This window comes from Streptomyces sp. NPDC048255 (assembly GCF_040652415.1).
Classification (GTDB): Bacteria; Actinomycetota; Actinomycetes; order Streptomycetales; family Streptomycetaceae; genus Streptomyces.
This window is the reverse complement of the sequence record NZ_JBEZMA010000040.1, coordinates 18,497-40,711: the sequence shown is the minus strand read 5'-3', so window position 1 is coordinate 40,711 and position 22,215 is coordinate 18,497. Positions and strand designations below refer to the sequence as shown.

Sequence of the window (22,215 nt, the reverse complement as noted above, 5' to 3'; positions counted from 1 at the left end):
GGACATCACCGGTTGCCCGTCAGCCGTCCGTACGGATCACCAGCCCGACGTCGGTGACCTGCACGGACACGGCCGAGAGGTCCCGTACGACCACGTCCGCGTCCAGCTCGGCCGAGGGGTGCGTTGTGGTCAAGGCCACGGTTCGCATGCCGGCCGCCCGGCCCGCGGCCAGGCCCGCCGGGGCGTCCTCGAAGACCACGCAGCGGGCCGGGTCCACGCCCAGCCGGGCGGCCGCCAGCAGGAAGGGCTCGGGGTCGGGCTTGCCGCGGGTGACGTCGGCGGCGGCGACCAGTTCGGGGAAGTCGATGCCGACCTCGCGCAGCCGGGCCTCGGCGAGCGGGCGGGTGGCGGAGGTGACCACCGCCCAGCGGCCGGCGGGCAGGGCGGAGAGCAGGTCCTTGGTGCCGGGGAGCAGCAGGACCCCGCCGGCCACGTCCTCGACCTCCAGGGTCTCGATGCGGGCCAGCGCCGCGGCCCGTACGGGGCCGGGGAGCAGCTCGGCGATGATCTCCGCAGCGGGACGGCCGTGCAGCTCGACGCGGGCGAACTCCTCATCGGTGATCCCGTACTCCCGGGCCCATCGGGTCCAGCAGCGGTGCACCGATCCCATGGAGGAGACGAGCGTGCCGTCGTTGTCGAACAGCAGGGCTTCGGCATGCAGGTTCATGCGCTCCAGGAAAGCCCGGGGCCAGGGGTGCGCGCATCGGGTCTTTCGGCCCGTAATACCCTCGCAGCATGCTCGATGCCCTGACGGTCGCCATCGGCGTGGCCGCACTCGCCCTCGCCGCCTGGTGCGGCCATGCCACCTGGCGGGACCAGCCGACCAAGGACTGGCACTTCATCGGCATGGCCGTGGTGACCCTGCTGGTGCTGGCCCAGCTGGTGGTCGGGGTGGTCAAGCTGGCCCAGGGCGGGAAGCCCGACGAGGGCACGGTGATCTTCGTGGCCTACCTGCTGGGCGCCCTCGTGGCGATCCCGGGTGCCGCGCTGCTCTCGCTGACCGAGCGGACCAAGTGGGGCTCCGCGACGGTGGCCGCGGCCGCGGTCGTCCTCGCCGTCCTCGAAGTGCGGCTCTACGACATCTGGGGAACGACCGGTGCCTGACACGACGACCGACGCCCCCGCCGGACGCAAGCGCCTGGTCTCGGGGCCCGGGCTGCTGCTGGTCTGGCTGTACGGGGTGATGGTGGTGGGTGCGGTGTCGCGCTCCGCCTACCAGATCTCCACCGAGTTCGACCGGGCGCCGCTGGCGTACGCGCTGTCCGCGGCGGCCGCGCTGGCCTACGCCTTCATCACGTACTCGCTGGTGCGCGGCGGGGAACGGGCCCGCAAGGCGGCGCTGCTGTGCTGCGCCGCCGAGCTGGCCGGCGTACTGGTGGTGGGCACCTGGACCCTGCTGCGCCCGGAGGCCTTCCCCGACGCGACCGTGTGGTCCGAGTTCGGAATGGGCTACCTGTTCATCCCGGTGATCCTGCCGATCACCGGGATGATGTGGCTGCGCGCCAAGCGCTGAACGCCGGCATCACGCGCCGGGCATCATGCACCGGACGTCACGCACCGGGCCTTGCGCGCCGGGCGTCAGGCGTCAGGCGCTGACGGCGAACTCGGTCGGGTCCTTGGCGTCCTTCTCCAGGATCACCAGCTGCACGCCGTCCGAGGCCGTGCGGCCGCCGACCTTCGTGTAGCCGGCCTTCCGGTACAGCCGCAGGTTGGACTCGCTCTTGTGCCCGGTGTGCAGGCGGAAGCGGGTGGTCTCGGCGTGCCCCGCGAGGGCTTCCTCGACGGCGCGCAGCAGCCGGGCACCGAGTCCGTGACCCTGGAGGCGCGGGTGGACGCAGAGCTTGGCGATCTTGCCGGTGCCGTCCTCGTCGACGCTGCCGCGCACGGTGCCCACGACCTCGTCGCCGAGGCGGGCCACGAGCACGGTGTCCGTCGCGAGCTCCTCCTTGAGGGAGTCCAGGGACTGGGTGAGCGGCTGGATCAGGTAGTTGCCGTACAGCTCGGCCTCGCGCTGGAAGGCCAGGTACTGCAGTTTGAAGATCTGCTCAGCGTCCTCGGCAGCCGCCGCCGAAATGGTCACGCTCATGCCCATGTGCGCATGCCTCCCGCTCACCTGGTGGCCCGTTGGTCTACCGCTCCTTTCCCCGCGGGGCAGGAGCTGCAACCTCTGCAGCCAGCATTCTGCGCAGACATCCCAGGCAACGGGAACGGACGGGCCCCAAACTTCCTTGTGAGATACCCAACTCTCCTGCGATTTCACGGTAAGTGAGGTCTCTGGGCGAAAGAAGTGCCTTCATCAGCTCCGGGCAGCGTCCCGGCAATCGGGCGACCGCCGACCGGAGCGCCCGCTTCTCCTCGCCGTGCAGGAGGGCGTCTTCCGGTTCGGCGGCGCCGCCTCCGTGGGCGGCGCCGGGCCGCCGGTGGCCGTCCGCGACGGGGTGGCGGTGGTCGTAGGCCACCTCCCGGCGGGCGCGGCGCCGGGCGCGCCGGGCCTCGGCGCGCACCGCCCGCCGCAGCCAGCGGGCGGGCTCCGCCGGGTCGGCGGCGTCGGGGGTGCGCCCGTCGCCTTCCAGCAGCCTGACCCAGACGGCTTGTTCCAGGTCGGCCGCGTCCACTCCGGTGCCCGGGGCCTCCGCGGCCGCCTCGGCGGAGAGCAGCGGGCCCAGTTCGTTCACGAGGTCGGGGTCCTTCAGCAGGTCCATGCCGGGCGGGACGCGGGGGCCGGGCCCGGCGGTTTCCCCGCCGGGCTCCGGACACCCGTGCGACGGGCCACCCGCTGCCGATTCACCGGGTGACGGGGCGCCCGCTACGGATTGACGGGGCGACGGCCCGGCCGGAAGGCCTCCGCCGCGAGCAGTCCGGTGTCCGGGTTGTCGGTGAAGATGCCGTCGATGCCCTGTTCGAAGTAGGTACGGAAGGCGGCGAAGGCGTCGCCGTACGCGGCCGGATCCGTGCCCTTGCGGAAGTCGGCCGGCAGGAAGCTGTTCTCGTTGCGCGCGGTGTAGGGGTGCAGCACCAGCCCGCGGGCGTGGGCGTCCTTCACCAGCGTGGTCGGCGTACCGAGCCGGCCCGCCGCGTCGCGCGGGATGACCAGGTCCAACGTCGGGCCGATGCCCTGGGCGAAGCCGGCGATCCACTTCAGGCCCTCGGGCGTGACCAGGTCCGCGACCGTACGCGGGTCCTTGGCCTGTTCGAAGTCCCAGGGGCGGGTGTTCGCGGCGGAGAGCAGGACCACGCGCGGCGCCGAGACCAGCCGGGCGAGCCGCTGCATGCTGGAGGGTTCGAACGACTGGAGGAAGACGGCGGCGCTGCGGCCGTCGCGCCCGTAGCGGCGCAGGAGCCGCGCGAGGGGCTCCTCCAGTCCGAGGCCGAGGGAGCGGAAGTACGTGGGGTGCTTGGTCTCGACGTGCAGCCAGACCCGCTTGCCGCGCCGCCTGCCCTCGCTGTCGGCCCAGCGGAGCACCTCCTCGAAGGTCGGCACGGCCCACCGGCCGTCGTACAGGGTGTTGCGCTGACGGACGGCGGGGATACGTTCCTTCGCGCGCAGGGTCTTGAGCTCGGCGAGGGTGAAGTCCTCGGTGAACCAGCCGGTGACCGGGACGCCGTCGACGGACTTGGTGGTGCGGCGGGAGGCGAACTCGGGGTGGTCGGCGACGTCCGTCGTTCCGCTGATCTCGTTCTCGTGACGGCACACCAGGTGGCCGTCCCGGGTCGGGACCAGGTCCTGCTCCACGACGTCGGCGCCCAGGTCGAGCGCGAGCTGGTAGGAGCCGAGGGTGTGCTCCGGCCGGTATCCGCTGGCGCCGCGGTGGCCGATCACCGTCGGGACGGGGAGTTCCCGGAAGCCGCCGCCCCCGCCTCCTCCCCCGCGACCGCTCTCCGCCGCCGAGGCGGTTCCCGCCGAGAGTCCGGCGATGCCCGCGCCCGCCGCCAAGGCGGCCGCTCCCAGGACCGTGCGCCGCGCTGCCCCACCCTGCGTCATGAGTGCCACTCCTCGTCCTGAAGGGGTCAGGGACCCCGGGATCTCGGATGTCCCGGCGTCTCGCGGCCCCGATTCGGCGTCGTGATCGTAGGCACCTGCCCGTGTCCGGTGTGTGAGACGACGGGGAACATGGCGGAAACACACGTCAACACTGCGTATCCGACACGTGAACCCGATGTGCGATCAGACCTGACCCGCGAGTATCGTCCTCACCTGCACTACCGGTGTAGTGCGAAACCCGCTTTTCGATGCCGGAGGGCTCACGTTGTTCCGTACCGCGCTCATCAAAGCCACTGTCGGACCCGTCATGCGCATGATGTTCCGCACCCGCGTCGAGGGCATCGAGAACATTCCGGGCACCGGGCCGGTGATTCTGGCGGGCAACCACCTCACGTTCATCGACTCCATGATCCTCCCGCTGGTCTGCGACCGTACGGTCCACTTCATCGGCAAGGACGAGTACGTGACGGGCAAGGGGCTCAAGGGTCGCCTGATGGCGTGGTTCTTCACGGGTGCGGGAATGATCCCCGTGGACCGGGACGGGGCCAACGGCGGGGTCGCGGCCCTGATGACCGGCCGCCGGATCCTCGAAGAGGGCAAGATCTTCGGCATCTACCCCGAGGGCACCCGCTCCCCCGACGGCCGGCTCTACCGCGGCCGCACCGGCATCGCGCGCCTCACCCTGATGACGGGCGCGCCCGTGGTCCCGTTCGCGGTGATCGGCACCGACAAGCTCCAGCCGGGCGGCGCCGGCATGCCGCGCCCGGGCCGGGTCACGGTCCGCTTCGGCGAGCCGATGGAGTTCTCCCGCTACGAGGGCATGGACCGCGACCGCTACGTGCTGCGCGCCGTCACCGACTCGGTGATGGCCGAGGTCATGCGCCTCTCCGGCCAGGAGTACGTCGACATGTACGCCACCAAGGCCAAGGCGGCCTGACCCGCTACTGCCGCTGGAGGGACCGGCTGACACCCGCCGCCGTCGTGGTCGCGAGGATCCAGCCGGTCACGATCAGCAGGTACGAGAGCCACTGGTGCCAGCCGCTCGGCGCGTAGGCCGACTCCTGGCCGAAGCTGATGATCGGCACCAGCAGGTCGAGCGTGTAGAACACCGGATTGAAGTCCGGGGCCTCGCCCGTCTTCAGGGGCCGCGGCGGATCCATCCCGTACGCGATCGCTCCGGTCAGTAGCAGGGCCAGCAGCCAGCCCACCGCCCGCAGCGGCCGGAAGCCGTACCCGACGGTGACGTCCTGGAGCTTTCCCCACAGCCGGGCGGGCCGGGGCAGGGTGCGGCGGTGCCTGCGCAGCTTGGCGAGTTGAACTGTGCGGGCAGCAGCCTCGTCGCCCGCCGTACGGTAGGCCGCGGCGAGCTGTTCGTACGCGTACGGCAGGTAGCCCGACTCCTCGCGCTCCAAGGCGGGCAGTCGCCGCTCGGCGGGCAGGTGCGGGCTCATCGCCCGGTAGCTGAGCCCGGCCAGTCGCACCGTACCCGGCCAGGTCTCGGGCTCTATGTGCAGCAGGTCGATCTGGGAACGGCGCAGGTTGACCGTGCCCTGGATGGTGTCGCAGTCCCGCAGCCAGAACTCGCCGACGGTGCAGCTGCTGGCCCGCAGGGCGACGCCGCCGGGAGTGACGAAGCGGGCGTAGGCGAAGTTGAGCTGGCCGGGGATACGGGATCCGGTGAGGTTGACCCGGCCGCGCAGCTCAGCGCGCATCGCCCGCAGGTCGGTGCCGACGGTCACGGTCTCCGCGTGCAGGGCCGTACCGCCGGGCTCGTGGAGGCGGGCGTCGTCCAGGTTGATCTGGCCTCCGACGACCGCGCCGTTGACCCGCGTCTGGCCGTGTACGGTCAGGTCGAAGGCGATGATGTCGGTGCCGATGGTGGCGTGGTTGAGCTGGAGCGGTGCCTCTCCGGCCAGTTCGCCCTCGACCGGGCCGATCACGGCACCCTGGAGGAAGAGACCACCGGATATCTGGGCCCCTGCGAGGCGCACCGGGCCGCTGATCCGGCAGCAGGACAGCCGCAGCACGACTTCGACGCGGACGGTGGACGCGGTCAGGCCCGGCAAGCACGACTCGGTGAGGACGAGTGCGCGCAGCCGTGCCCCGTAGAGCCCCGGTTTGCGTTCGAACCAGCAACCGCGCATCCGCATCGGGACGTCGATCGCGGCGTACTTGAGGTCCAGTTTCCCGGTGACCTTTGCGCCCTTGATCTTGAGGCCGGCGACTTGGCCGGCCACGCTGGGTTCACTGAGCAGCAGCGCCATGAGCACCTCGGCGCGCACGGTGCGTTCCGGTCCCCAGGAGGCTCCGTCGGTCGCGTCCTCGTCGGGACTTTCCCGGAAGTCGACGCCTTCCCCGCGCGGGAAGGCCTCCCATACGCGGCGTTCCGCCGGGGTAAGATCGTTGATCTCCATCGCCGGGATGGTGTCCCGTGGCTCCACGAGCTGTCAACTCCTGGCGGGACAGCACCTCCTGGCGGGGGGTCAGTGTTCGATGCCGTCCTGGAGCCTCTGCCCCTTGAGCAGGAACCAGGCGGCCGCGGCGGTGGCCAGCAGGACGGCCGCGCCGACGCCGGAGGCCAGCCGCAGCCCGTCCACGAAGGCCTCCTGGGCCGCTCCCACCATCTGCCCGGCGGTGTGCGGATCCAGCGCCTTGGCGGCCTCCACGGCCCCGCCGAGGGATTCGTGCGCGGCGTCGGCGACGGGGCCCGCGACGGAGGCCGGGGCGGTGAAGCCCTGGTAGACGCCGGTGACGATGGAGCCGAGCAGGGCGATGCCGAGGGCGGCGCCGAGTTCGTACGCCGTCTCGGAGACGGCCGAGGCCGAACCGGCCTGCTCCTTGGGCACGCTGGAGAGGATCACGTCGGCGGTGACGGTGAAGGAGAATCCTGCGCCGAGGCCGACGATGAGCAGCGAGGCGCCGAGCAGCGGGTAGGCGGCCTCCCGGTGGATCAGGGTGAGCACGGCCAGGGCCAGGCCGATGCCGGCGAGGCCGCCGGCGACGACCGACCGTACGGAGTACCTGCGGGCGTACCGGCCCGCGACGAGTCCGGTGACCACCGCGCCGATGGCGGCGGGCAGTTCGGCCAGGCCGGCCTCCAGGGGATCGCGGCCCTGGACGAGCTGGAGGAACTGGGAGAGGAAGAAGACCAGCCCGGAGAGGCCGAAGACGGTGAGCAGGTCGGCGAGGACCGCACCGGAGAAACCGCGGTGCTTGAAGAGCCGCATGTCGAGCAGCGGGGACGGCAGGCTGAACTGGCGGCGGACGAAGGCGTACAGGCATCCCGCGCCGAGTACGGCGGCGGCCCAGACGCCCCAGGTCAGGCCGTGGGTGGCGACTTCCTTGACGGCGTAGACCACACCGATGACGCCGACGAGGGACAGGGCGACACTGAACAGGTCCCAGGGGCCGGCGACCGGGTTCTTGGACTCGGGCAGCAGCTTGATGCCGACGAGGACCAGCGCGACCATGACGGGCAGGTTGATGAGGAAGACCGAGCCCCACCAGAAGTGCTGGAGCAGGGCTCCGCCGACGACGGGTCCGACGGCCGCGCCGGCCGAGGCGGTGGCGCCCCAGATGCCGATGGCGAGGCTGCGCTCCTTGGCGTCGTGGAAGATGTTGCGGATCAGCGCGAGGGTGGACGGCATCAGGGTCGCGCCGGCCACGCCGAGCAGGGCCCGGGCGACGATCATCATCTCGGGGCTGGTCGCGTAGGCGTTCAGGACCGAGACGGCGCCGAAGGCGGTGGCGCCGACGAGGAGCAGCTTCTTGCGGCCTATGCGGTCGCCGAGGGAGCCCATGGAGACGAGCAGGCCGGCGATGACGAAGGAGTAGATGTCGCCGATCCAGAGCAGCTGGGTGCCGGACGGCTTGAGGTCCTCGCTGAGGGACGGGGTGGCGAGTCCGAGTACGGTGGCGTCCACCGCGACCAGCAGAACGGCCAGGACGAGCACGGAGAGCGCCAGCCAGCGCCCGGGGCTCTTGACCTCGGCCCCCTCCAGCCGGTTCAGCTCTTCGGTACGGCTCATCACTCCACGCTCCGTCTTGCGCCACCGAGCAGCAGCTCGGTGATCATGTACTGGAAGTCCTTGGCGGCGACCCGGCCGTCCATGACGGCCCAGGCGCAGGTGCCGATGAGGCCGTAGAGGGCCTCGGTGAGCCACGCGGGGCTCAGGTCGATCCGGATGTCGCCCTCGTGCTGGCCGCGCCGGAAGAGCGCGCCGACCCGGGCGTCGAGCCGGGCCCAGCCCTCGTGGACCTGGTCGCCCTCGAAGAGCTGGTTCTCGGTGACGAGGAAGGCCAGCAGCTGGCCGTTCGGCTCCGCCTCGGCGACGAGCCGCTTCAGCGCCTCGACCGCCGTGCCCTCTTCGAGCCGGGCGTTGTCGAAGGCCACCTCGAACTCGCGGATGCCGAGTTCTTCGAGGGCCCGTACGAGGGCGTCGCGCCCGGCGAAGTGCCGGTGCAGGGTCGCGCGGCCGATTCCGGCGGCGCGGGCGACCTCGTCCATCGTGGCGGTCGATTTGCGGGAGAGCAGGGCCGCCGCGTCGCGGAGCACCTGGTCACGATCCATGGCCATGAGACAAGCATACCCCGAATGAGACTACGACGTCTCATTCGATCCAAAAATGGGCTGCCGAGGGGCACCCGGAGAGGAATCCTGCCGAGATGCACGACGAGAGGAAGCCGATGAAGCCGCTGCTGCTGATCGACGTCGACGGACCGCTGAACCCCTACGCGGCCAAGCCCCAGCGCCGCCCCGAGGGCTACACCACCCACCGGATGCGCCCGACGGGCTGGACGCAGGCCCAGAGCTCCAAGCCCCTGCGGGTCTGGCTGAACCCCGGCCACGGAGCGGAGCTGCTCGCGCTGGCGGACGCGTACGAGCTGGTCTGGGCCACCACGTGGAAGGACGAGGCCAACGACTGGATAGGCCCGCAGCTGGGCCTGCCGAGACTGCCGTACATCGACTGGCCGGTGATGCACGGGCGCGCGCCGCGCGGGACCTTCTGGAAGACCCAGTACATCGTGGAGTACGCGGCCGGCCGGCCCTTCGCCTGGATCGACGACGACATCACCGCCATGGACCGGGAGTACGTCGAGCAGCGCCACCCCGCGCACGCCCTGCTGAGGTACGTCGACGAGCGGATCGGGCTGACCGGGGAGGACTTCGGCGCGCTGCGCGACTGGGCGGCGTAGGGCGGGCCCCTCCACGGCGTGGCGGGGCCCGTTGCCCTCGGGCCGGGATCAGGTGAGGGCCGAGGCCAGCAGCCGAGCGGTCTTCTCGACCAGCGCGCTGTCCCTGGGGCCGGTCGGTGCGCCCGGTTTCGTCGTCAGGACCGCCATCACGATCGGAGTGCCGTCCGGCGGCCACACCACGCCCACGTCGTTGGCCACCCCGTACTGGTGCCCGCCACCGGTCTTGTCCGCCAGGATCCAGTCCGCGGGAAGGCCGGCCTTGAACCGTTCGGTGTTCGTCGTGTTGGCGATCAGCCAGCCGGTCAGCATCCGGCGGTCCCGCGGCGACAGCGCGTCGCCGAGGAGCAGGCGCGCGTAGGTCCTGCCGATGGCCCGGGGGCTGGTGGTGTCGGTGACCCGACCGGGTTCCGCCGAGTTCAGTTCGGGTTCGTAGCGGTCCAGCCGGGTGGTGCGGTCCCCGAGCGAGCGGCTGAAGCGGGTGATCGCGGTGGGGCCGCCCAGTTCCTCCAGGAGCAGGTTGGCGGCGGCGTTGTCGCTCAGGCTGACGGAGGCGGCGCACAGGGCCTCGACCGTCATGCCGTCGGCCACGTTCGCGGGCTTGCCGGTTTCCGGTCCGTACTCCGACTTGTCGACGTACTCCTGCGTGTACCGGATCCGCTTGGCGAGGAACTCGCCGTCCTCGTCGAGGTCGCGCAGCACGGCCGCGGCGGCGAGCCCCTTGAACACCGAGCAGATCGGGAAACGCTCGTCCGCGCGGTACACCACCGTCCGGCCCGTGCCCGTGTGGCGGGCGAACACGCCCAGCCGGGCAGAGTGCTCCCGCTCCAGCTCCCTCAGCCGCCGGGTCACGGCGGCCTCGGGGTCCGCCGCGTGTGCGCGGCCACCGGCGGCCGTGGCCAGGCCGGTGAACAGCACGGTCCCCGTGCCGAGTGCCAGTAACGCGCGCCGGGACGGACCGGTTCCTGCGGTATCCACCATCGTCTCCTCGCCTCCGTCGATCAGGTCACCGTCCAACACGCTCCTCGCGGGCCGGACGGTTCCCTGCGGCGGGGACTGCGGAGCCGTCTACTGCTTGTGGGCGGCCCAGGCGTGCTGGATCACCAGGTCGGCCTTCAGCTCGGTGAGTTGGACCGCGACCGCCGAGGGGGCGGTGCCGCCGCGGCCGTTGCGGGAGGCCACTGCGCCCTTGACGTTGAGGACGGTGCGGACCTCGGGGGTCAGGTGCTCGGAGATCTTCGCGAACTGTTCGTCCGTCAGCTCGTCGAGTTCGATGCCGAAGGCTTCGCACTCCTTGACGCACTCGCCGGCCACCTCGTGCGCGACGCGGAACGGCACGCCCTGCTTGACCAGCCACTCCGCGATGTCGGTGGCGAGCGAGAAGCCGGCCGGAGCGAGCTCCTCCATCCGCTCCCGGTTGACCGTGAGCGTGGCCATCATCCCGGTGAAGGCGGGCAGCAGGACCTCAAGGGTGTCGCAGGAGTCGAAGACCGGCTCCTTGTCCTCCTGGAGGTCCCGGTTGTACGCCAGCGGCAGCGCCTTGAGCGTGGCCAGCAGGCCCGTCAGGTTGCCGATGAGCCGGCCCGACTTGCCGCGCGCCAGTTCCGCGATGTCCGGGTTCTTCTTCTGCGGCATGATCGACGACCCGGTGGAGAAGGCGTCGTGCAGGGTCACGAAGGAGAACTCCTTCGTGTTCCAGATGATGATCTCCTCCGCGATCCGGGACAGGTTGATCCCGATCATCGCGGTGACGAAGGCGAACTCGGCGACGAAGTCGCGCGAGGCCGTGCCGTCGATCGAGTTGCCGACCGAGCCCCGCTCGAAGCCCAGGTCGGAGGCGACCGCCTCCGGGTCCAGGCCCAGCGAGGAACCGGCCAGGGCCCCCGAACCGTACGGGGAGACCGCGGTCCGGGTGTCCCACTGGCGCAGCCGCTCCGCGTCCCGGGAGAGGGACTGCACGTGGGCCAGGACGTGGTGCGCGAAGAGCACCGGCTGTGCGTGCTGGAGGTGGGTCCGGCCCGGCATGGCCACGTCGTGGTGCGTCTCGGCGAGGCCGACCAGCGCGTCCTGGAGGTCCGCGATCAGGCCGCCGATGATCCGGGCGTGGTCGCGCAGGTACATCCGGAAGAGGGTGGCCACCTGGTCGTTGCGGGACCGGCCGGCCCGCAGCTTGCCGCCGAGGTCGGCGCCGAGCCGCTCCAGCAGGCCGCGCTCCAGGGCGGTGTGCACGTCCTCGTCGGCGATGGTGCCGGTGAAGGAGCCGTCGGCCACGTCGGCCTCCAGCTGGTCCAGGCCGGCGAGCATGCGGTCGAGTTCCCCGGCCGTGAGCAGGCCCGCCTTGTGGAGCACGCGGGCGTGGGCGCGCGAGCCGGCGATGTCGTACGGGGCGAGGCGCCAGTCGAAGTGGACCGACGCGGAGAGCTTCGCGAGGGCCTCGGCGGGGCCGTCGGCGAAGCGGCCGCCCCAGAGCCGGACGTCACCGTTGTTGCTGCTCACAGCTACTGCTCCTCAAGAGGTGGATCTACGACACCGGCTCCCCGCCGCGGAGGTAACGGGGAGCCGGCCTTGGTACTGCGTAACGACTCAGGCGAGGTCGCGACGCGCGGCGATCTTGGAGGACAGACCGAAGATCTCGATGAAGCCCTGGGCCTTGGACTGGTCGAAGGTGTCGCCCGAGTCGTAGGTCGCGAGGTTGAAGTCGTACAGCGACTCGTCGGACTTCCGGCCGGTGACGACGGCGCGGCCACCGTGCAGGGTCATCCGGATGTCACCGGTGACGTGCTGGTTGGCCTCGTTGATGAAGCCGTCCAGGGCCCGCTTGAGCGGGGAGAACCACAGGCCGTCGTAGACCATCTCGCCCCAGCGCTGCTCGACCTGCCGCTTGTAGCGGGCCAGCTCGCGCTCGACGGTGACGTTCTCCAGCTCCTGGTGGGCGGTGATCAGCGCGATCGCGCCCGGGGCCTCGTACACCTCGCGGGACTTGATGCCCACGAGCCGGTCCTCGACCATGTCGATCCGGCCGACGCCCTGGGCCCCGGCGCGGTCGTTGAGCTGCTGGATCGCCTGGAGCACGGTGACGGGCTTGCCGTCGATGGCGACCGGGACGCCCTCCTTGAAGGAGATGACGACCTCGTCGGCCTCGCGCGGCAGGGCCGGGTTCGAGGTGTACTCGTAGATGTCCTCGATCGGGGCGTTCCAGATGTCCTCCAGGAAGCCCGTCTCGACGGCGCGCCCGAAGACGTTCTGGTCGATGGAGTACGGGGACTTCTTGGTGGTCGCGATCGGGAGGTTCTTCTCCTCGCAGAAGGCGATCGCCTTGTCCCGGGTCATCGCGTAGTCGCGGACCGGGGCGATGCACTTCAGGTCCGGGGCGAGGGCGACGATGCCCGCCTCGAAGCGGACCTGGTCGTTGCCCTTGCCGGTGCAGCCGTGGGCGACGGTCGTGGCGCCGTGCTTCTTGGCGGCGGCGACCAGGTGCTTGACGATGGCCGGCCGGGAGAGCGCCGAGACCAGCGGGTACCGGTCCATGTAGAGGGCGTTCGCCTTGATCGCCGGGAGGCAGTACTCGTTGGCGAACTCGTCCGAGGCGTCGGCGACCTCGGCCTCGACCGCACCGCAGTCGAGCGCGCGCTTGCGGATGACGTCCAGGTCCTCGCCGCCCTGGCCGACGTCCACGGCAACGGCGATGACCTCGGCGCCCGTCTCCTCGGCGATCCAGCCGATGGCGACGGAGGTGTCCAGGCCGCCCGAGTAGGCGAGTACGACGCGCTCGGTCACGGGTTTCTCCTTACGGTGCATTCAACGACAGGCATAACTATGCACTACTCCGTATGTTTCGTCAATCGACGCGATAAGGGGAGGTCAGCGGGCGTGTCGCTCACCTACTCTGCGGCCATGCAGATACTCCCGCCGCTGTCCCGGACCGCCTTGTACTCGCCCGGCGAGCGGCTGCTCCACGGCAAGGACCCGGTGCGCTCCCTCGACGGCGACGGCCCGCGGGCCTGGACGGAGCTCGACGCGCAGGTCTACTACGCCACCCACTCCCGCGGCGGGCGCTCCTCCGGCCGCGTCCGGGTGGGCCCGCACTGGTTCGACGACCGGGAGATCACCGACTGGGGCACCGCCCCGCACTGGCACGACGGGCACGGGGTCACCTGGGCCTCCACTCCCCCGGCCGAGCCCGAACTCGCGCTGTGCCTGTGCCACGGCGACCCCCGGGTGCGGGAGGCCGCCCTCGGGCACGCCGCGGGGCGGCCGGGCGTGCTGCCGCTGGTGCTGATCCGGTGCGCCGACTTCCAGGAGCCGGTACGGGAGGCGGCGCGGGCGGTGCTGGCCGCGGAACTGGACGCGGCCGGGGAGGAGGCCGTACGGGCCCTGGTGCCCCTGGCCCTGCTGGTGAGCACGCGCCGGCACGGGGCCCGGGCCTGGGACCTGGTCCTGGAGCGGCTCGGCTCCCCGCCGGCCGACCGGATCGCCGAGCTGGCCGGACACGCGGACGCGGAGGTGCGCCTCGGCGCCGTACCGGCCGCGCTGGCCCACCGGCTGCTCCCGGCGGACGGCGTCGCGGACCTCGCCGACGACCCGGAGGCGCGGATCCGCTTCGCGGCGCTGCGCTCGGGCCTGCTCCCGGCGGAGCGGACGGCCGGGCTCGTCCTCACCGGGAAGTGCCCCGAGATCCGGCGGGCGGCCCTCGAACTGGCCCTGGAGGCCGGGACACTGACGCCCGAACGGCTGCTGGAGACCGCCGCCGCGAGCCGTGACCGCGTGGTGCGGCGGCGCTGCGAGGAGTTGGCCCGCCCTGCCCTCGACAGCCTCTCCGGTCCCCTGCTCGACTCGCTGCTCGTCCACCACCGCGCGTCCCTGCGGGTGGTCGCCGTCGGCGCCCTGCGCCGCGCCGGGCGGGCCGGGGAGCTGACCGCCCGCCTGGCGGACCCGGCGGCGACGGTACGGGAGGCCGCCCGCCGGGAGCTGCGCGCCGCCGGGCAGGACCCCCTCGCCCACTACCGCGCGCGGTGCGCGGACTCCCCCGTGCCCGGGGCCGTGTTCGGGCTGGCCGAGGCCGGGGACGCGTCGGACCTGCCGCTGCTGCGGCGCCTCGCGGGGCACCCGGAGGGCCGCGTGCGGGCCGCGGCCCTCTCGGGGCTGCGCCGGCACGGCGCGGCGACGCCGGAAGAGCTGCTGCCGTACCTGGCCGACCCGCACGCGCCGGTGGTCGGGGCGGTCCGCTCGCTGGTGGTCCCGTACGCGCGCACCCGGCCGGAGTCCTGGCTGCTGAAGCTGTTCGCGCCCGGCCGGCCGGACGCCGTCCGGGTCGCGGGCCTGGCCCTGCTGGAGCTGCGGCCGCTGCTGACCCGGCGCCGGATCGCCCGCTCCCTGACCTCGCACGGCGACCCCGCCGTGCGCGGCTGGGCCCGGGAGCTGCTCCAGCAGCGCCTGAAGTGGGAGCTGTACGCGGGCCGGGACGCGGCACTGAAGCTCGCCGACGGTACGGGCGCGCCGCTCGACGAGGTGGTCGACACCGAGGACCCCGCCGCCTGGACCGCACTGGACATCGGCGTGCGGTACATGGCCCCCTACGAGGCCAAGGCCTTCGGCTCCCGGGCCGCGACCGCCCTGTGCCACTGGAACGGGCGGATCCGCGAGGGCGCGGTCGTCGCGGCCGCGGGCGACCCGGAACTGCTGCCGCTGGTCGTCCTGCGCTGCGCGGACTGGGTCCCGCAGGTCCGGGAGGCCGCCCGGCGCGTCGTCGCCGACGCGCTGCGGGACTCCGGGGAGCGGACGCTGCGCGCCGCGACCCCGATGGTGATGCACCTGCGCGAGCGCAACGAAGGCCGCTGGGCCGTCGAGGCGTTCGAGTCGGCGCTGCGCGAGCCCCGGTACGCGGCGGTCCGGGCGGAGCTGTGCTCCCACAGCGACCTGCGGACCCGGCGGGCGGCCGTACGGATCAGCCTGGAGGGCGCGGGCTCCGGGGAAGGGCTCGCGCTGGCCCGGCGCGCCGCCGCGGAACCGGACGCGGTGCTGCGGGACCTGTGGACCGGGGCCGCGCTGGCCGTCATGGCGGCGCACGGCTCCGATGACCCGGCCGTCGACGCGCTGCTGGCCTCCCGCTCCGGTTCCGTCCGGGCGGCTGGCGTCACGGCCCTGCGCGCGGCGGGCCGGGCCGGGGAGGCCCCCGGCCACCTCGCCGACCGCTCGGGGGCGGTCCGGGCCTGCGCCCGGTGGCTGGTCCGGCAGCAGGGCGGCGACTCCCGCGCCCACTACCTGCGGCTGTGCGCGGACTCCCCCTCGCCCGGGGCCGCCCTCGGCCTCGCGGAGTGCGCCGACCGGGCGGACGCCGCCGTGCTCCGCGGCCTGCTCGGCCACCGTGACGGGCCGGTCCGGGCGGCGGCCGTGGCGGGGCTGCGGATGCTCGGCGTACCCGAGCCCGGCCCGGAGGCGCTGCTCCCGCTGCTGGACGACCCGTCACCGGCCGTGGCCCGCGAGGCGGCCCGGTCGCTGCTGCCGGTGGCCGGCCGGCTGCCGGCCGGCCGGCTGACGGTCCGGACCCGGCCGGAGCACCCGGCGCACACCCGCCGGGCCGCCGTACGACTGCTGGCCGCCCAGGGGGCGGACGAGGGGCTGCCGCCTCTGACCGCCGTGCTGGAGGACCCCGACCCGGCGCTGAAGACGCTCGCCCTGGCCCTGCTGCGGCGGTGGGACTGGCAGGCGACGGCGCGCGGGGGCGGCTTCGAACCGACGGAGATGCGGGCGCTGTTCTGGAGGTACAAGCGGGAACTCAGTTGGGGCGAGATGCGCGCGACGCGTCTCGACCTGTGAAAACACAGCCCCCAGCCACCTCCTGTCCGATAATCACATCATGGGAAAGCTCTACGCACGTATAGACGGCCGGCTGCGCACGTTCATCGAGGAGCAGCCGGTCTTCTTCACCGGCACCGCCCCGCTCGCGGGCGACGGCCACGTCAACCTGTCCCCCAAGGGCCGCGCCGGGACCCTCGTCGTCATCGACGAGCAGACCCTCGCCTACCTGGACTTCGGCGGCAGCGGCGCCGAGACCATCGCCCACGTCCGGGAGAACGGCCGGATCACCCTGATGTGGTGCGCGTTCTCCGGGCCGCCCAACATCGTGCGCATCCACGGCGAGGGCGAGGCGGTGTTCCGCGACGACCCCCGCTGGGGCGAGCTGATCGGCCTGTTCGGCGACGCCGACGGGCCGTCCGCGCGGGCGATCATCCTCGTCCACGCCCGGCGGATCGCCGACACGTGCGGGTACGCCGTCCCGTTCATGGAGTACGAGGGCGAGCGCACCCTCCACGCGGAGTACTTCGGCCGCAAGAGCGACGAGGAGTTCGCCGCGTACTGCGAGAAGAAGGACCACATCGGGACGAGCCTTGACGGCCTGCCTGCGCTGCCTCTGCCCCTTCCGCCCCGTACCGTCTGACATGTGCTGCGTACTGCTCTCGTCACCGGCTCACTGATCGTCACCAGCCTGCTCCCGCAGGGCTTCCAGAGCCACGCCCCGCTGCCCGCCCGGCTCGCCGACACCGGCGGCGGAAGCCAGCTCATCACCGCCGTCGCGCCCGCGCCCGGTTCCACGACCGGGCGGCTGACCTGGTGGGACCGGCGGGCGGGGCGCTGGTACGAGGCCGGCAGCGCGGACGCCCGGTTCGGGGCGAAGGGGCTCACCGAGGGCACGGCCCGCACCCAGGGCACCAGCACCACGCCGACGGGCCTGTACGAGCTCCCGTACGCCTTCGGGATCCGCCGGGCGCCGGCCGGCACGGCGTACCGGTACCGGCCGGTGACCGAGGGCTCGTGGTGGTGCCAGGACAACGCCTCGGCCAGCTACAACCGCTGGGTCGAGCCGCTGCCCGCGGACTGCGCGCCGGGCGAGGCCGAGCACCTGGTCACGTACGAGCGGCAGTACGCGCACGCCCTGCTCATCGCCTTCAACTACGACCGGCCGGTGCGCGGCCGGGGAGCGGGCATCTTCCTGCACGTCAACGGCAAGGGGGCGACGGCCGGTTGCGTGTCCGTACCGGAGCGGGCCATGCGGCAGATCCTGCGCTGGGCGGACCCGCGGCGGGCCCCGCACATCGCGATCGGCACGGAGTCCGGGGACCTGGCCGTGACCCGCTACTGACGCGGTCGCCCGGCGGCGACCCGCCGGGGCCGGCTCAGCCCTCCTTCTGCGCCAGCCGCAGCAGGTGGTCGGCGAGGGCCTGGCCGCCCGCCGGGTCGCGGCTGATCAGCATCAGGGTGTCGTCACCCGCGATCGTGCCGAGGATCGCCTGGAGTTCGGCCTGGTCGATGGCCGAGGCGAGGAACTGCGCGGCACCCGGCGGGGTGCGCAGGACCACGAGGTTCGCGGAGGCCTCCGCCGAGATCAGCAGTTCGCCGGAGAGGCGCCGCATGCGCTCCTCCTTCGCCGACTCGCCGAGCGGGGCCTGCGGGGTGCGGAAGCCGCCCTCGCTGGGCACCGCGTAGATCAGCTCGCCGCCGGTGTTGCGGATCTTCACCGCGCCCAGCTCGTCGAGGTCGCGCGAGAGCGTCGCCTGGGTGACGCTCAGCCCGTCGTCGGCGAGCAGCTTGGCCAGCTGGCTCTGCGAGCGGACCGGCTGCCGGTTGAGGATGTCCACGATCCGGCGGTGACGCGCGGTGCGGGTCTGCGGGACGGCCTGGCCCCCGTGCTCGTTGTCCTGCGCCTGACTCATCGTCGTCTCATTCTCCGGATCCGTCCCCGCTGGCTGCGTCGAGGACGCCGGGCAGCGCCTGGACGAACGCGTCCACCTCGGCCTCGGAGAGCACGTACGGGGGCATGAGCCGTACGACATCGGGGGCGGGCGCGTTGACCAGGAAGCCGGCGTCCTGAGCCGCCTGCTGCACCTGGGGTGCGAGGGGCTCGGTCAGCACGATACCCAGCAGGAGGCCCGCACCACGGACGTGGGAGACGAGCGGATGGCCGGACGCTTCGATTCCGGAGCGCAGCCGCTCTCCCCGTGCCTTGACCTGGTCGAGCAGGCCGTCGGCGGCGATCGTGTCGATCACCGCGAGGCCGGCGGCGCAGGCGACCGGGTTCCCGCCGAAGGTGGTGCCGTGCTGCCCGGGCTGAAGCAGGTCCGCTGCGGCCCCGAAGGCAACCACGGCGCCGATGGGCAGACCGCCGCCCAGCCCCTTCGCGAGCGTGACGAGGTCGGGCTCCACGCCCTCGTGGGCCTGGTGCTCGAACCACTGGCCGCAGCGCCCGATGCCGGTCTGCACCTCGTCGAGGACGAGGAGGGTGCCGGTGGCCCGGGTGATCTCGCGGGCGGCCGTCAGGTATCCGGCGGGGGGTACGACGACGCCGTTCTCGCCCTGGATGGGTTCGATCACGACGAGCGCCGTCTCCTCGGTGACGGCGGCCCGCAGGGCCTCGGCGTCGCCGTAGGGGACGTGCGTGACGTCGCCGGGCAGCGGCAGGAAGGGGCCCTGCTTCTTCGGCTGGCCGGTGAGCGCGAGGGCGCCCATGGTCCGGCCGTGGAAGCCGCCGTCGGTGGCGACCATGTGGGTCCGCCCGGTCAGCCGGCCGATCTTGAAGGCGGCCTCGACGGCCTCGGCACCGGAGTTGCAGAAGAAGACCCGGCCGGGGCGGCCGAAGAGCTGGAGCAGCCGCTCGCCGAGCGCGAGGACCGGTCCGGAGGCGTAGAGGTTGGACACGTGGCCCAGGGTCGAGATCTGCTCCGTCACGGCGGAGACGACCGCCGGGTGGGCGTGGCCGAGGGCGTTGACCGCGATGCCGCCGACGAAGTCGGTGTACTGGTTGCCGTCCGCGTCCCAGACCTGCGCGCCCTCGCCGCGTACGAGGGCCAGCGCGGGGGTGCCGTAGTTGTTGGTCAGCGCGCCCTGCCAGCGGGCGGCGTACTCCTGGTTGCCGTTCACTCGGGGTCCCCTCCCTGTGCGTCGGGCACGACCATCGTGCCGATTCCCTCGTCGGTGAAGATCTCCAGCAGGATCGAGTGCTGGACCCGCCCGTCGATCACGCGGGCGGTGCTGACGCCGCCCCGCACGGCGTGCAGGCAGCCCTCCATCTTGGGCACCATGCCGCTGGACAGCTCGGGCAGCAGCTTCTCCAGCTCGCTGACGGTGAGCCGGCTGATGACCTCGTCGCTGCTGGGCCAGTCCGCGTAGAGGCCCTCGACGTCGGTGAGGACCATCAGCGTCTCGGCGCCGAGGGCGGCGGCGAGCGCCGCGGCTGCCGTGTCGGCGTTCACGTTGTACACGTGGTGGTCGTCGGCGCTGCGGGCGATGGAGGAGATGACCGGGATCCGGCCGTCCGCCAGCAGTGCCTCGATCGCGCCGGTGTCGATGGCGGTGATCTCGCCGACCCGGCCGATGTCGACGCGCTCGCCGTCGATCTCGGGGCTGTGCTTGGTGGCGGTGATGGTGTGGGCGTCCTCGCCGGTCATGCCGACGGCGAGCGGCCCGTGCTGGTTGAGCAGCCCGACCAGCTCGCGCTGGACCTGGCCCGCCAGCACCATCCGGACGACGTCCATGGCCTCGGGGGTGGTGACGCGCAGCCCGGCCTTGAACTCGCTGACCAGGCCCTGCTTGTCGAGCTGGGCGTTGATCTGGGGGCCGCCGCCGTGCACCACGACCGGCTTGAGGCCGGCCTGGCGCAGGAAGACCACGTCCTGGGCGAAGGCGGCCTTGAGGTCCTCGTCGATCATGGCGTTGCCGCCGAACTTGATGACGACGATCTTGCCGTTGTGGCGCGTCAGCCAGGGCAGGGCCTCGATGAGGATCTCGGCCTTGGGGAGCGCGGTGTGCTTGCGGGCCGTGCTCATGAGCTGTACGCGCTGTTCTCGTGGACGTACTCGGCGGTCAGGTCGTTGGCCCAGATGACCGCCGACTCGGTGCCGGTGGCCAGGTCGGCGGTGATGCGGACCTCGCGGTCCTTCATCGACACCAGGTCGCGGTCCTCGCCGACGGAGCCGTTCTTGCAGACCCAGACCCCGTTGATGGCCACGTTCAGCCGGTCCGGGTCGAAGGCGGCCCGGGTGGTGCCGATCGCGGAGAGCACCCGGCCCCAGTTCGGGTCCTCGCCGTGGATGGCGCACTTGAGCAGGTTGTTGCGGGCGATGGACCGGCCGACCTCGACCGCGTCGTCCTCGCTGGCCGCGCCGACGACCTCGATCCGGATGTCCTTGCTGGCGCCCTCGGCATCGCCGATCAGCTGGCGGGCCAGGTCGTCGCAGACGCTCCGTACGGCCTCGGCGAACTCCGCGTACGCCGGCACCACGCCGGACGCCCCGGAGGCGAGCAGCAGCACCGTGTCGTTGGTGGACATGCAGCCGTCGGAGTCGACCCGGTCGAAGGTGGTGCGGGTGGCGGAGCGCAGCGCCTTGTCGAGGGTGGCGCCGTCCACGTCGGCGTCGGTGGTGAGGACCACCAGCATGGTGGCCAGGCCCGGGGCGAGCATGCCCGCGCCCTTGGCCATGCCGCCGACGGTCCAGCCGCCCACGGAGGCCGTGGCCGTCTTGTGCACGGTGTCGGTGGTCTTGATCGCGATGGCGGCGGCCTCGCCGCCGTCCGCGGACAGGGCCGCGGCCGCGGTCTCGATGCCCGGCAGCAGCTTGTCCATGGGGAGCAGGACGCCGATCAGGCCGGTGGACGCGACCGCGATCTCGCCGGCGTTGAAGTCGGCGCCGAGGACGTCGGCGACCTTCTCGGCGGTGGCGTGGGTGTCCTGGAAGCCCTTGGGCCCGGTGCAGGCGTTGGCGCCGCCGGAGTTCAGGACGACCGCGCCGACCGCGCCGCCGCGCAGGACCTGCTCGGACCAGTGCACGGGCGCGGCCTTGACGCGGTTGGAGGTGAAGACGCCCGCGGCGGCCAGACGCGGCCCGTGGTTGACCACCAGGGCCAGGTCGGGGTTGCCGTTCGCCTTGATCCCGGCGGCGATGCCCGCCGCCGTGAATCCCTGTGCTGCCGTGACGCTCACGGTGCGACTCCGATCGTGGAAAGCCCGAGCTCCTCGGGGAGCCCCAGGGCGATGTTCATGCTCTGGACCGCGCCGCCGGCGGTGCCCTTGGTCAGATTGTCGATGGCGCTGATGGCGATGATCCGCTGTGCGGACTCGTCGTAGGCCACTTGGAGGTGGACGGCGTTGGAGCCGTAGACGGACTGGGTGGTCGGCCACCGGCCCTCGGGGAGCAGGCGGACGAAGGGTTCGTCGGCGTACGCCTTCTCGTAGGCGGCGCGGACCGTCTCGGCGGTGACGCCGGGCAGGGCCTTGGCCGAGCAGTTGGCGAGGATGCCTCGGGGCATGGGCACGAGGTTCGCCGTGAAGGACACGGAGACGCGCTGCCCGGCCAGCGGGGACAGGTTCTGCACCATCTCGGGGGTGTGCCGGTGCACGCCGCCGACGCCGTACGGGGTGACGGAGCCCATCACCTCGGAGCCGAGCAGGTGCGGCTTGAGGGCCTTGCCCGCGCCGGAGGTGCCGGTGGCGGCGACGATCACGGCCTCCGGCTCGGCGAGCTGGGCCTGGTAGGCCGGGAACAGGGCGAGGGAGACGGCGGTGGGGAAGCAGCCGGGTACCGCGACGCGCTTGCTGCCCGCCAGCGCGGCGCGGGCGCCGGGCAGCTCGGGGAGGCCGTAGGGCCAGGTCCCGGCGTGCGGGGCGCCGTAGAACCTGTCCCAGTCGGCCGAGTCCTTGAGCCGGTGGTCGGCGCCCATGTCGACGACGAGCACGTGCTCGCCGAGCTGGGCGGCGACGGCGGCGGACTGGCCGTGGGGCAGCGCGAGGAAGACGACGTCGTGTCCGGCGAGGACCTCGGGCGTGGTCGCCTCCAGGGTCCGTCCCGCGAGCGGCACCAGGTGCGGCTGCAGGGAGCCGAGGAGCTGTCCGGCGTTGGAGTTGGCGGTCAGCGCGCCGATCTCCACTTCGGGGTGGGAGAGCAGCAGGCGCAGGACTTCGCCGCCCGCGTATCCGCTCGCTCCGGCCACCGCTACACGTACTGCCATCGGACCCTCCTCGTCGATGGCATGACTATACGTATCTACGC

Annotated in this window: 22 protein-coding genes; 7 read left to right on the top strand and 15 right to left on the bottom strand. The window is 72.5% G+C overall.

The window, feature by feature from the left end; translation table 11 throughout:
• Positions 1 to 19 precede the first annotated feature (19 nt).
• Positions 20 to 667: an HAD-IA family hydrolase gene (locus AB0D94_RS26505; RefSeq protein WP_362056287.1), complete on the bottom strand. Its 648-nt coding sequence runs from the start codon at positions 665 to 667 to the stop codon at positions 20 to 22.
• A gap of 68 nt (positions 668 to 735) precedes the next feature.
• On the opposite strand from AB0D94_RS26505, the gene AB0D94_RS26500 reads away from it, so the two are divergent.
• Positions 736 to 1,104 (top strand): hypothetical protein, encoded by a 369-nt coding sequence (locus AB0D94_RS26500; RefSeq protein WP_266937825.1) that lies wholly within the window; start codon positions 736 to 738, stop codon positions 1,102 to 1,104.
• Positions 1,097 to 1,513: a hypothetical protein gene (locus AB0D94_RS26495; protein ID WP_362056285.1), complete on the top strand. Its 417-nt coding sequence runs from the start codon at positions 1,097 to 1,099 to the stop codon at positions 1,511 to 1,513. The genes AB0D94_RS26500 and AB0D94_RS26495 overlap by 8 nt, the downstream gene beginning before the upstream one ends.
• 72 nt (positions 1,514 to 1,585) lie before the next feature.
• Here the strand turns inward: AB0D94_RS26495 and AB0D94_RS26490 are convergent, their stop codons facing one another.
• From AB0D94_RS26490 to AB0D94_RS26480, 3 genes are all read right to left on the bottom strand, one after another.
• A complete protein-coding gene (locus tag AB0D94_RS26490) occupies positions 1,586 to 2,092 on the bottom strand; it encodes a GNAT family N-acetyltransferase (protein WP_362056283.1) in 507 nt (168 codons plus the stop codon).
• A 37-nt stretch (positions 2,093 to 2,129) separates the two neighbouring features.
• On the bottom strand, positions 2,130 to 2,702 hold the full coding sequence (locus AB0D94_RS26485) for a sigma-70 family RNA polymerase sigma factor (RefSeq protein ID WP_362056281.1): 573 nt from the start codon (positions 2,700 to 2,702) through the stop codon (positions 2,130 to 2,132).
• 104 nt (positions 2,703 to 2,806) lie between these two features.
• Complete coding sequence (locus AB0D94_RS26480) at positions 2,807 to 3,982, bottom strand: glycerophosphodiester phosphodiesterase (protein ID WP_362056279.1); 1,176 nt, start codon at positions 3,980 to 3,982, stop codon at positions 2,807 to 2,809.
• A gap of 307 nt (positions 3,983 to 4,289) precedes the next feature.
• Between AB0D94_RS26480 and AB0D94_RS26475 the strand changes: the two genes are divergently transcribed.
• Positions 4,290 to 4,919: a lysophospholipid acyltransferase family protein gene (locus tag AB0D94_RS26475; protein WP_362056277.1), complete on the top strand. Its 630-nt coding sequence runs from the start codon at positions 4,290 to 4,292 to the stop codon at positions 4,917 to 4,919.
• A 4-nt stretch (positions 4,920 to 4,923) separates the two neighbouring features.
• Here AB0D94_RS26475 and AB0D94_RS26470 read toward each other — a convergent pair whose 3' ends face one another.
• From AB0D94_RS26470 to AB0D94_RS26460, 3 genes are all read right to left on the bottom strand, one after another.
• Positions 4,924 to 6,396: a membrane-associated oxidoreductase gene (locus AB0D94_RS26470; RefSeq protein WP_362056342.1), complete on the bottom strand. Its 1,473-nt coding sequence runs from the start codon at positions 6,394 to 6,396 to the stop codon at positions 4,924 to 4,926.
• A gap of 69 nt (positions 6,397 to 6,465) precedes the next feature.
• Positions 6,466 to 8,010, bottom strand: a complete 1,545-nt coding sequence (locus AB0D94_RS26465) for an MFS transporter (RefSeq protein WP_362056275.1) — start codon at positions 8,008 to 8,010, stop codon at positions 6,466 to 6,468.
• Positions 8,010 to 8,558, bottom strand: a complete 549-nt coding sequence (locus tag AB0D94_RS26460; RefSeq protein ID WP_362056273.1) for a helix-turn-helix domain-containing protein — start codon at positions 8,556 to 8,558, stop codon at positions 8,010 to 8,012. Before AB0D94_RS26460 ends, AB0D94_RS26465 begins: the two co-directional genes overlap by 1 nt.
• 110 nt (positions 8,559 to 8,668) lie before the next feature.
• Between AB0D94_RS26460 and AB0D94_RS26455 the strand changes: the two genes are divergently transcribed.
• On the top strand, positions 8,669 to 9,178 hold the full coding sequence (locus AB0D94_RS26455; protein WP_362056340.1) for an HAD domain-containing protein: 510 nt from the start codon (positions 8,669 to 8,671) through the stop codon (positions 9,176 to 9,178).
• 48 nt (positions 9,179 to 9,226) lie between these two features.
• Here the strand turns inward: AB0D94_RS26455 and bla are convergent, their stop codons facing one another.
• The 3 genes from bla to AB0D94_RS26440 all read right to left on the bottom strand — a co-directional run bounded on the left by bla (position 9,227) and on the right by AB0D94_RS26440 (position 12,952).
• Positions 9,227 to 10,156: a class A beta-lactamase gene (gene bla / locus AB0D94_RS26450; protein ID WP_362056338.1), complete on the bottom strand. Its 930-nt coding sequence runs from the start codon at positions 10,154 to 10,156 to the stop codon at positions 9,227 to 9,229.
• 87 nt (positions 10,157 to 10,243) lie between these two features.
• Positions 10,244 to 11,671, bottom strand: coding sequence for an argininosuccinate lyase (argH, locus tag AB0D94_RS26445; RefSeq protein ID WP_362056271.1), 1,428 nt, complete (start codon positions 11,669 to 11,671; stop codon positions 10,244 to 10,246).
• Between the two features lie 87 nt (positions 11,672 to 11,758).
• Positions 11,759 to 12,952 (bottom strand): argininosuccinate synthase, encoded by a 1,194-nt coding sequence (locus AB0D94_RS26440; RefSeq protein WP_362056269.1) that lies wholly within the window; start codon positions 12,950 to 12,952, stop codon positions 11,759 to 11,761.
• A 117-nt stretch (positions 12,953 to 13,069) separates the two neighbouring features.
• Here AB0D94_RS26440 and AB0D94_RS26435 point away from each other — a divergent pair, with 117 nt between their 5' ends.
• Genes AB0D94_RS26435 through AB0D94_RS26425 form a run of 3 tightly spaced genes read left to right on the top strand, consistent with a single transcriptional unit; the run spans position 13,070 to position 17,315 of the window.
• Positions 13,070 to 15,991: a hypothetical protein gene (locus AB0D94_RS26435; RefSeq protein WP_362056267.1), complete on the top strand. Its 2,922-nt coding sequence runs from the start codon at positions 13,070 to 13,072 to the stop codon at positions 15,989 to 15,991.
• Positions 15,992 to 16,031: 40 nt separating this feature from the next.
• Positions 16,032 to 16,613, top strand: coding sequence for a pyridoxamine 5'-phosphate oxidase family protein (locus tag AB0D94_RS26430; protein ID WP_362056265.1), 582 nt, complete (start codon positions 16,032 to 16,034; stop codon positions 16,611 to 16,613).
• A gap of 33 nt (positions 16,614 to 16,646) precedes the next feature.
• Entirely contained in the window at positions 16,647 to 17,315 is a 669-nt protein-coding gene (locus AB0D94_RS26425) for a L,D-transpeptidase family protein (protein ID WP_362056336.1), read from the top strand.
• Positions 17,316 to 17,349: 34 nt separating this feature from the next.
• Here AB0D94_RS26425 and AB0D94_RS26420 read toward each other — a convergent pair whose 3' ends face one another.
• From AB0D94_RS26420 to argC, 5 genes are read right to left on the bottom strand one after another with little or no spacing between them, the layout of a single operon-like run.
• Positions 17,350 to 17,886 carry an arginine repressor gene (locus AB0D94_RS26420; RefSeq protein WP_266937803.1) on the bottom strand — a complete coding sequence of 179 codons (537 nt, stop codon included), beginning with the start codon at positions 17,884 to 17,886 and terminating at the stop codon, positions 17,350 to 17,352.
• 7 nt (positions 17,887 to 17,893) lie between these two features.
• A complete protein-coding gene (locus AB0D94_RS26415; RefSeq protein ID WP_362056262.1) occupies positions 17,894 to 19,090 on the bottom strand; it encodes an acetylornithine transaminase in 1,197 nt (398 codons plus the stop codon).
• Positions 19,087 to 19,995 (bottom strand): acetylglutamate kinase, encoded by a 909-nt coding sequence (argB, locus tag AB0D94_RS26410; protein ID WP_362056260.1) that lies wholly within the window; start codon positions 19,993 to 19,995, stop codon positions 19,087 to 19,089. The genes AB0D94_RS26415 and argB overlap by 4 nt, the downstream gene beginning before the upstream one ends.
• Entirely contained in the window at positions 19,992 to 21,149 is a 1,158-nt protein-coding gene (gene argJ, locus AB0D94_RS26405; protein ID WP_362056258.1) for a bifunctional glutamate N-acetyltransferase/amino-acid acetyltransferase ArgJ, read from the bottom strand. Before argJ ends, argB begins: the two co-directional genes overlap by 4 nt.
• Complete coding sequence (argC, locus tag AB0D94_RS26400) at positions 21,146 to 22,174, bottom strand: N-acetyl-gamma-glutamyl-phosphate reductase (protein WP_362056256.1); 1,029 nt, start codon at positions 22,172 to 22,174, stop codon at positions 21,146 to 21,148. Before argC ends, argJ begins: the two co-directional genes overlap by 4 nt.
• Positions 22,175 to 22,215 lie beyond the last annotated feature (41 nt).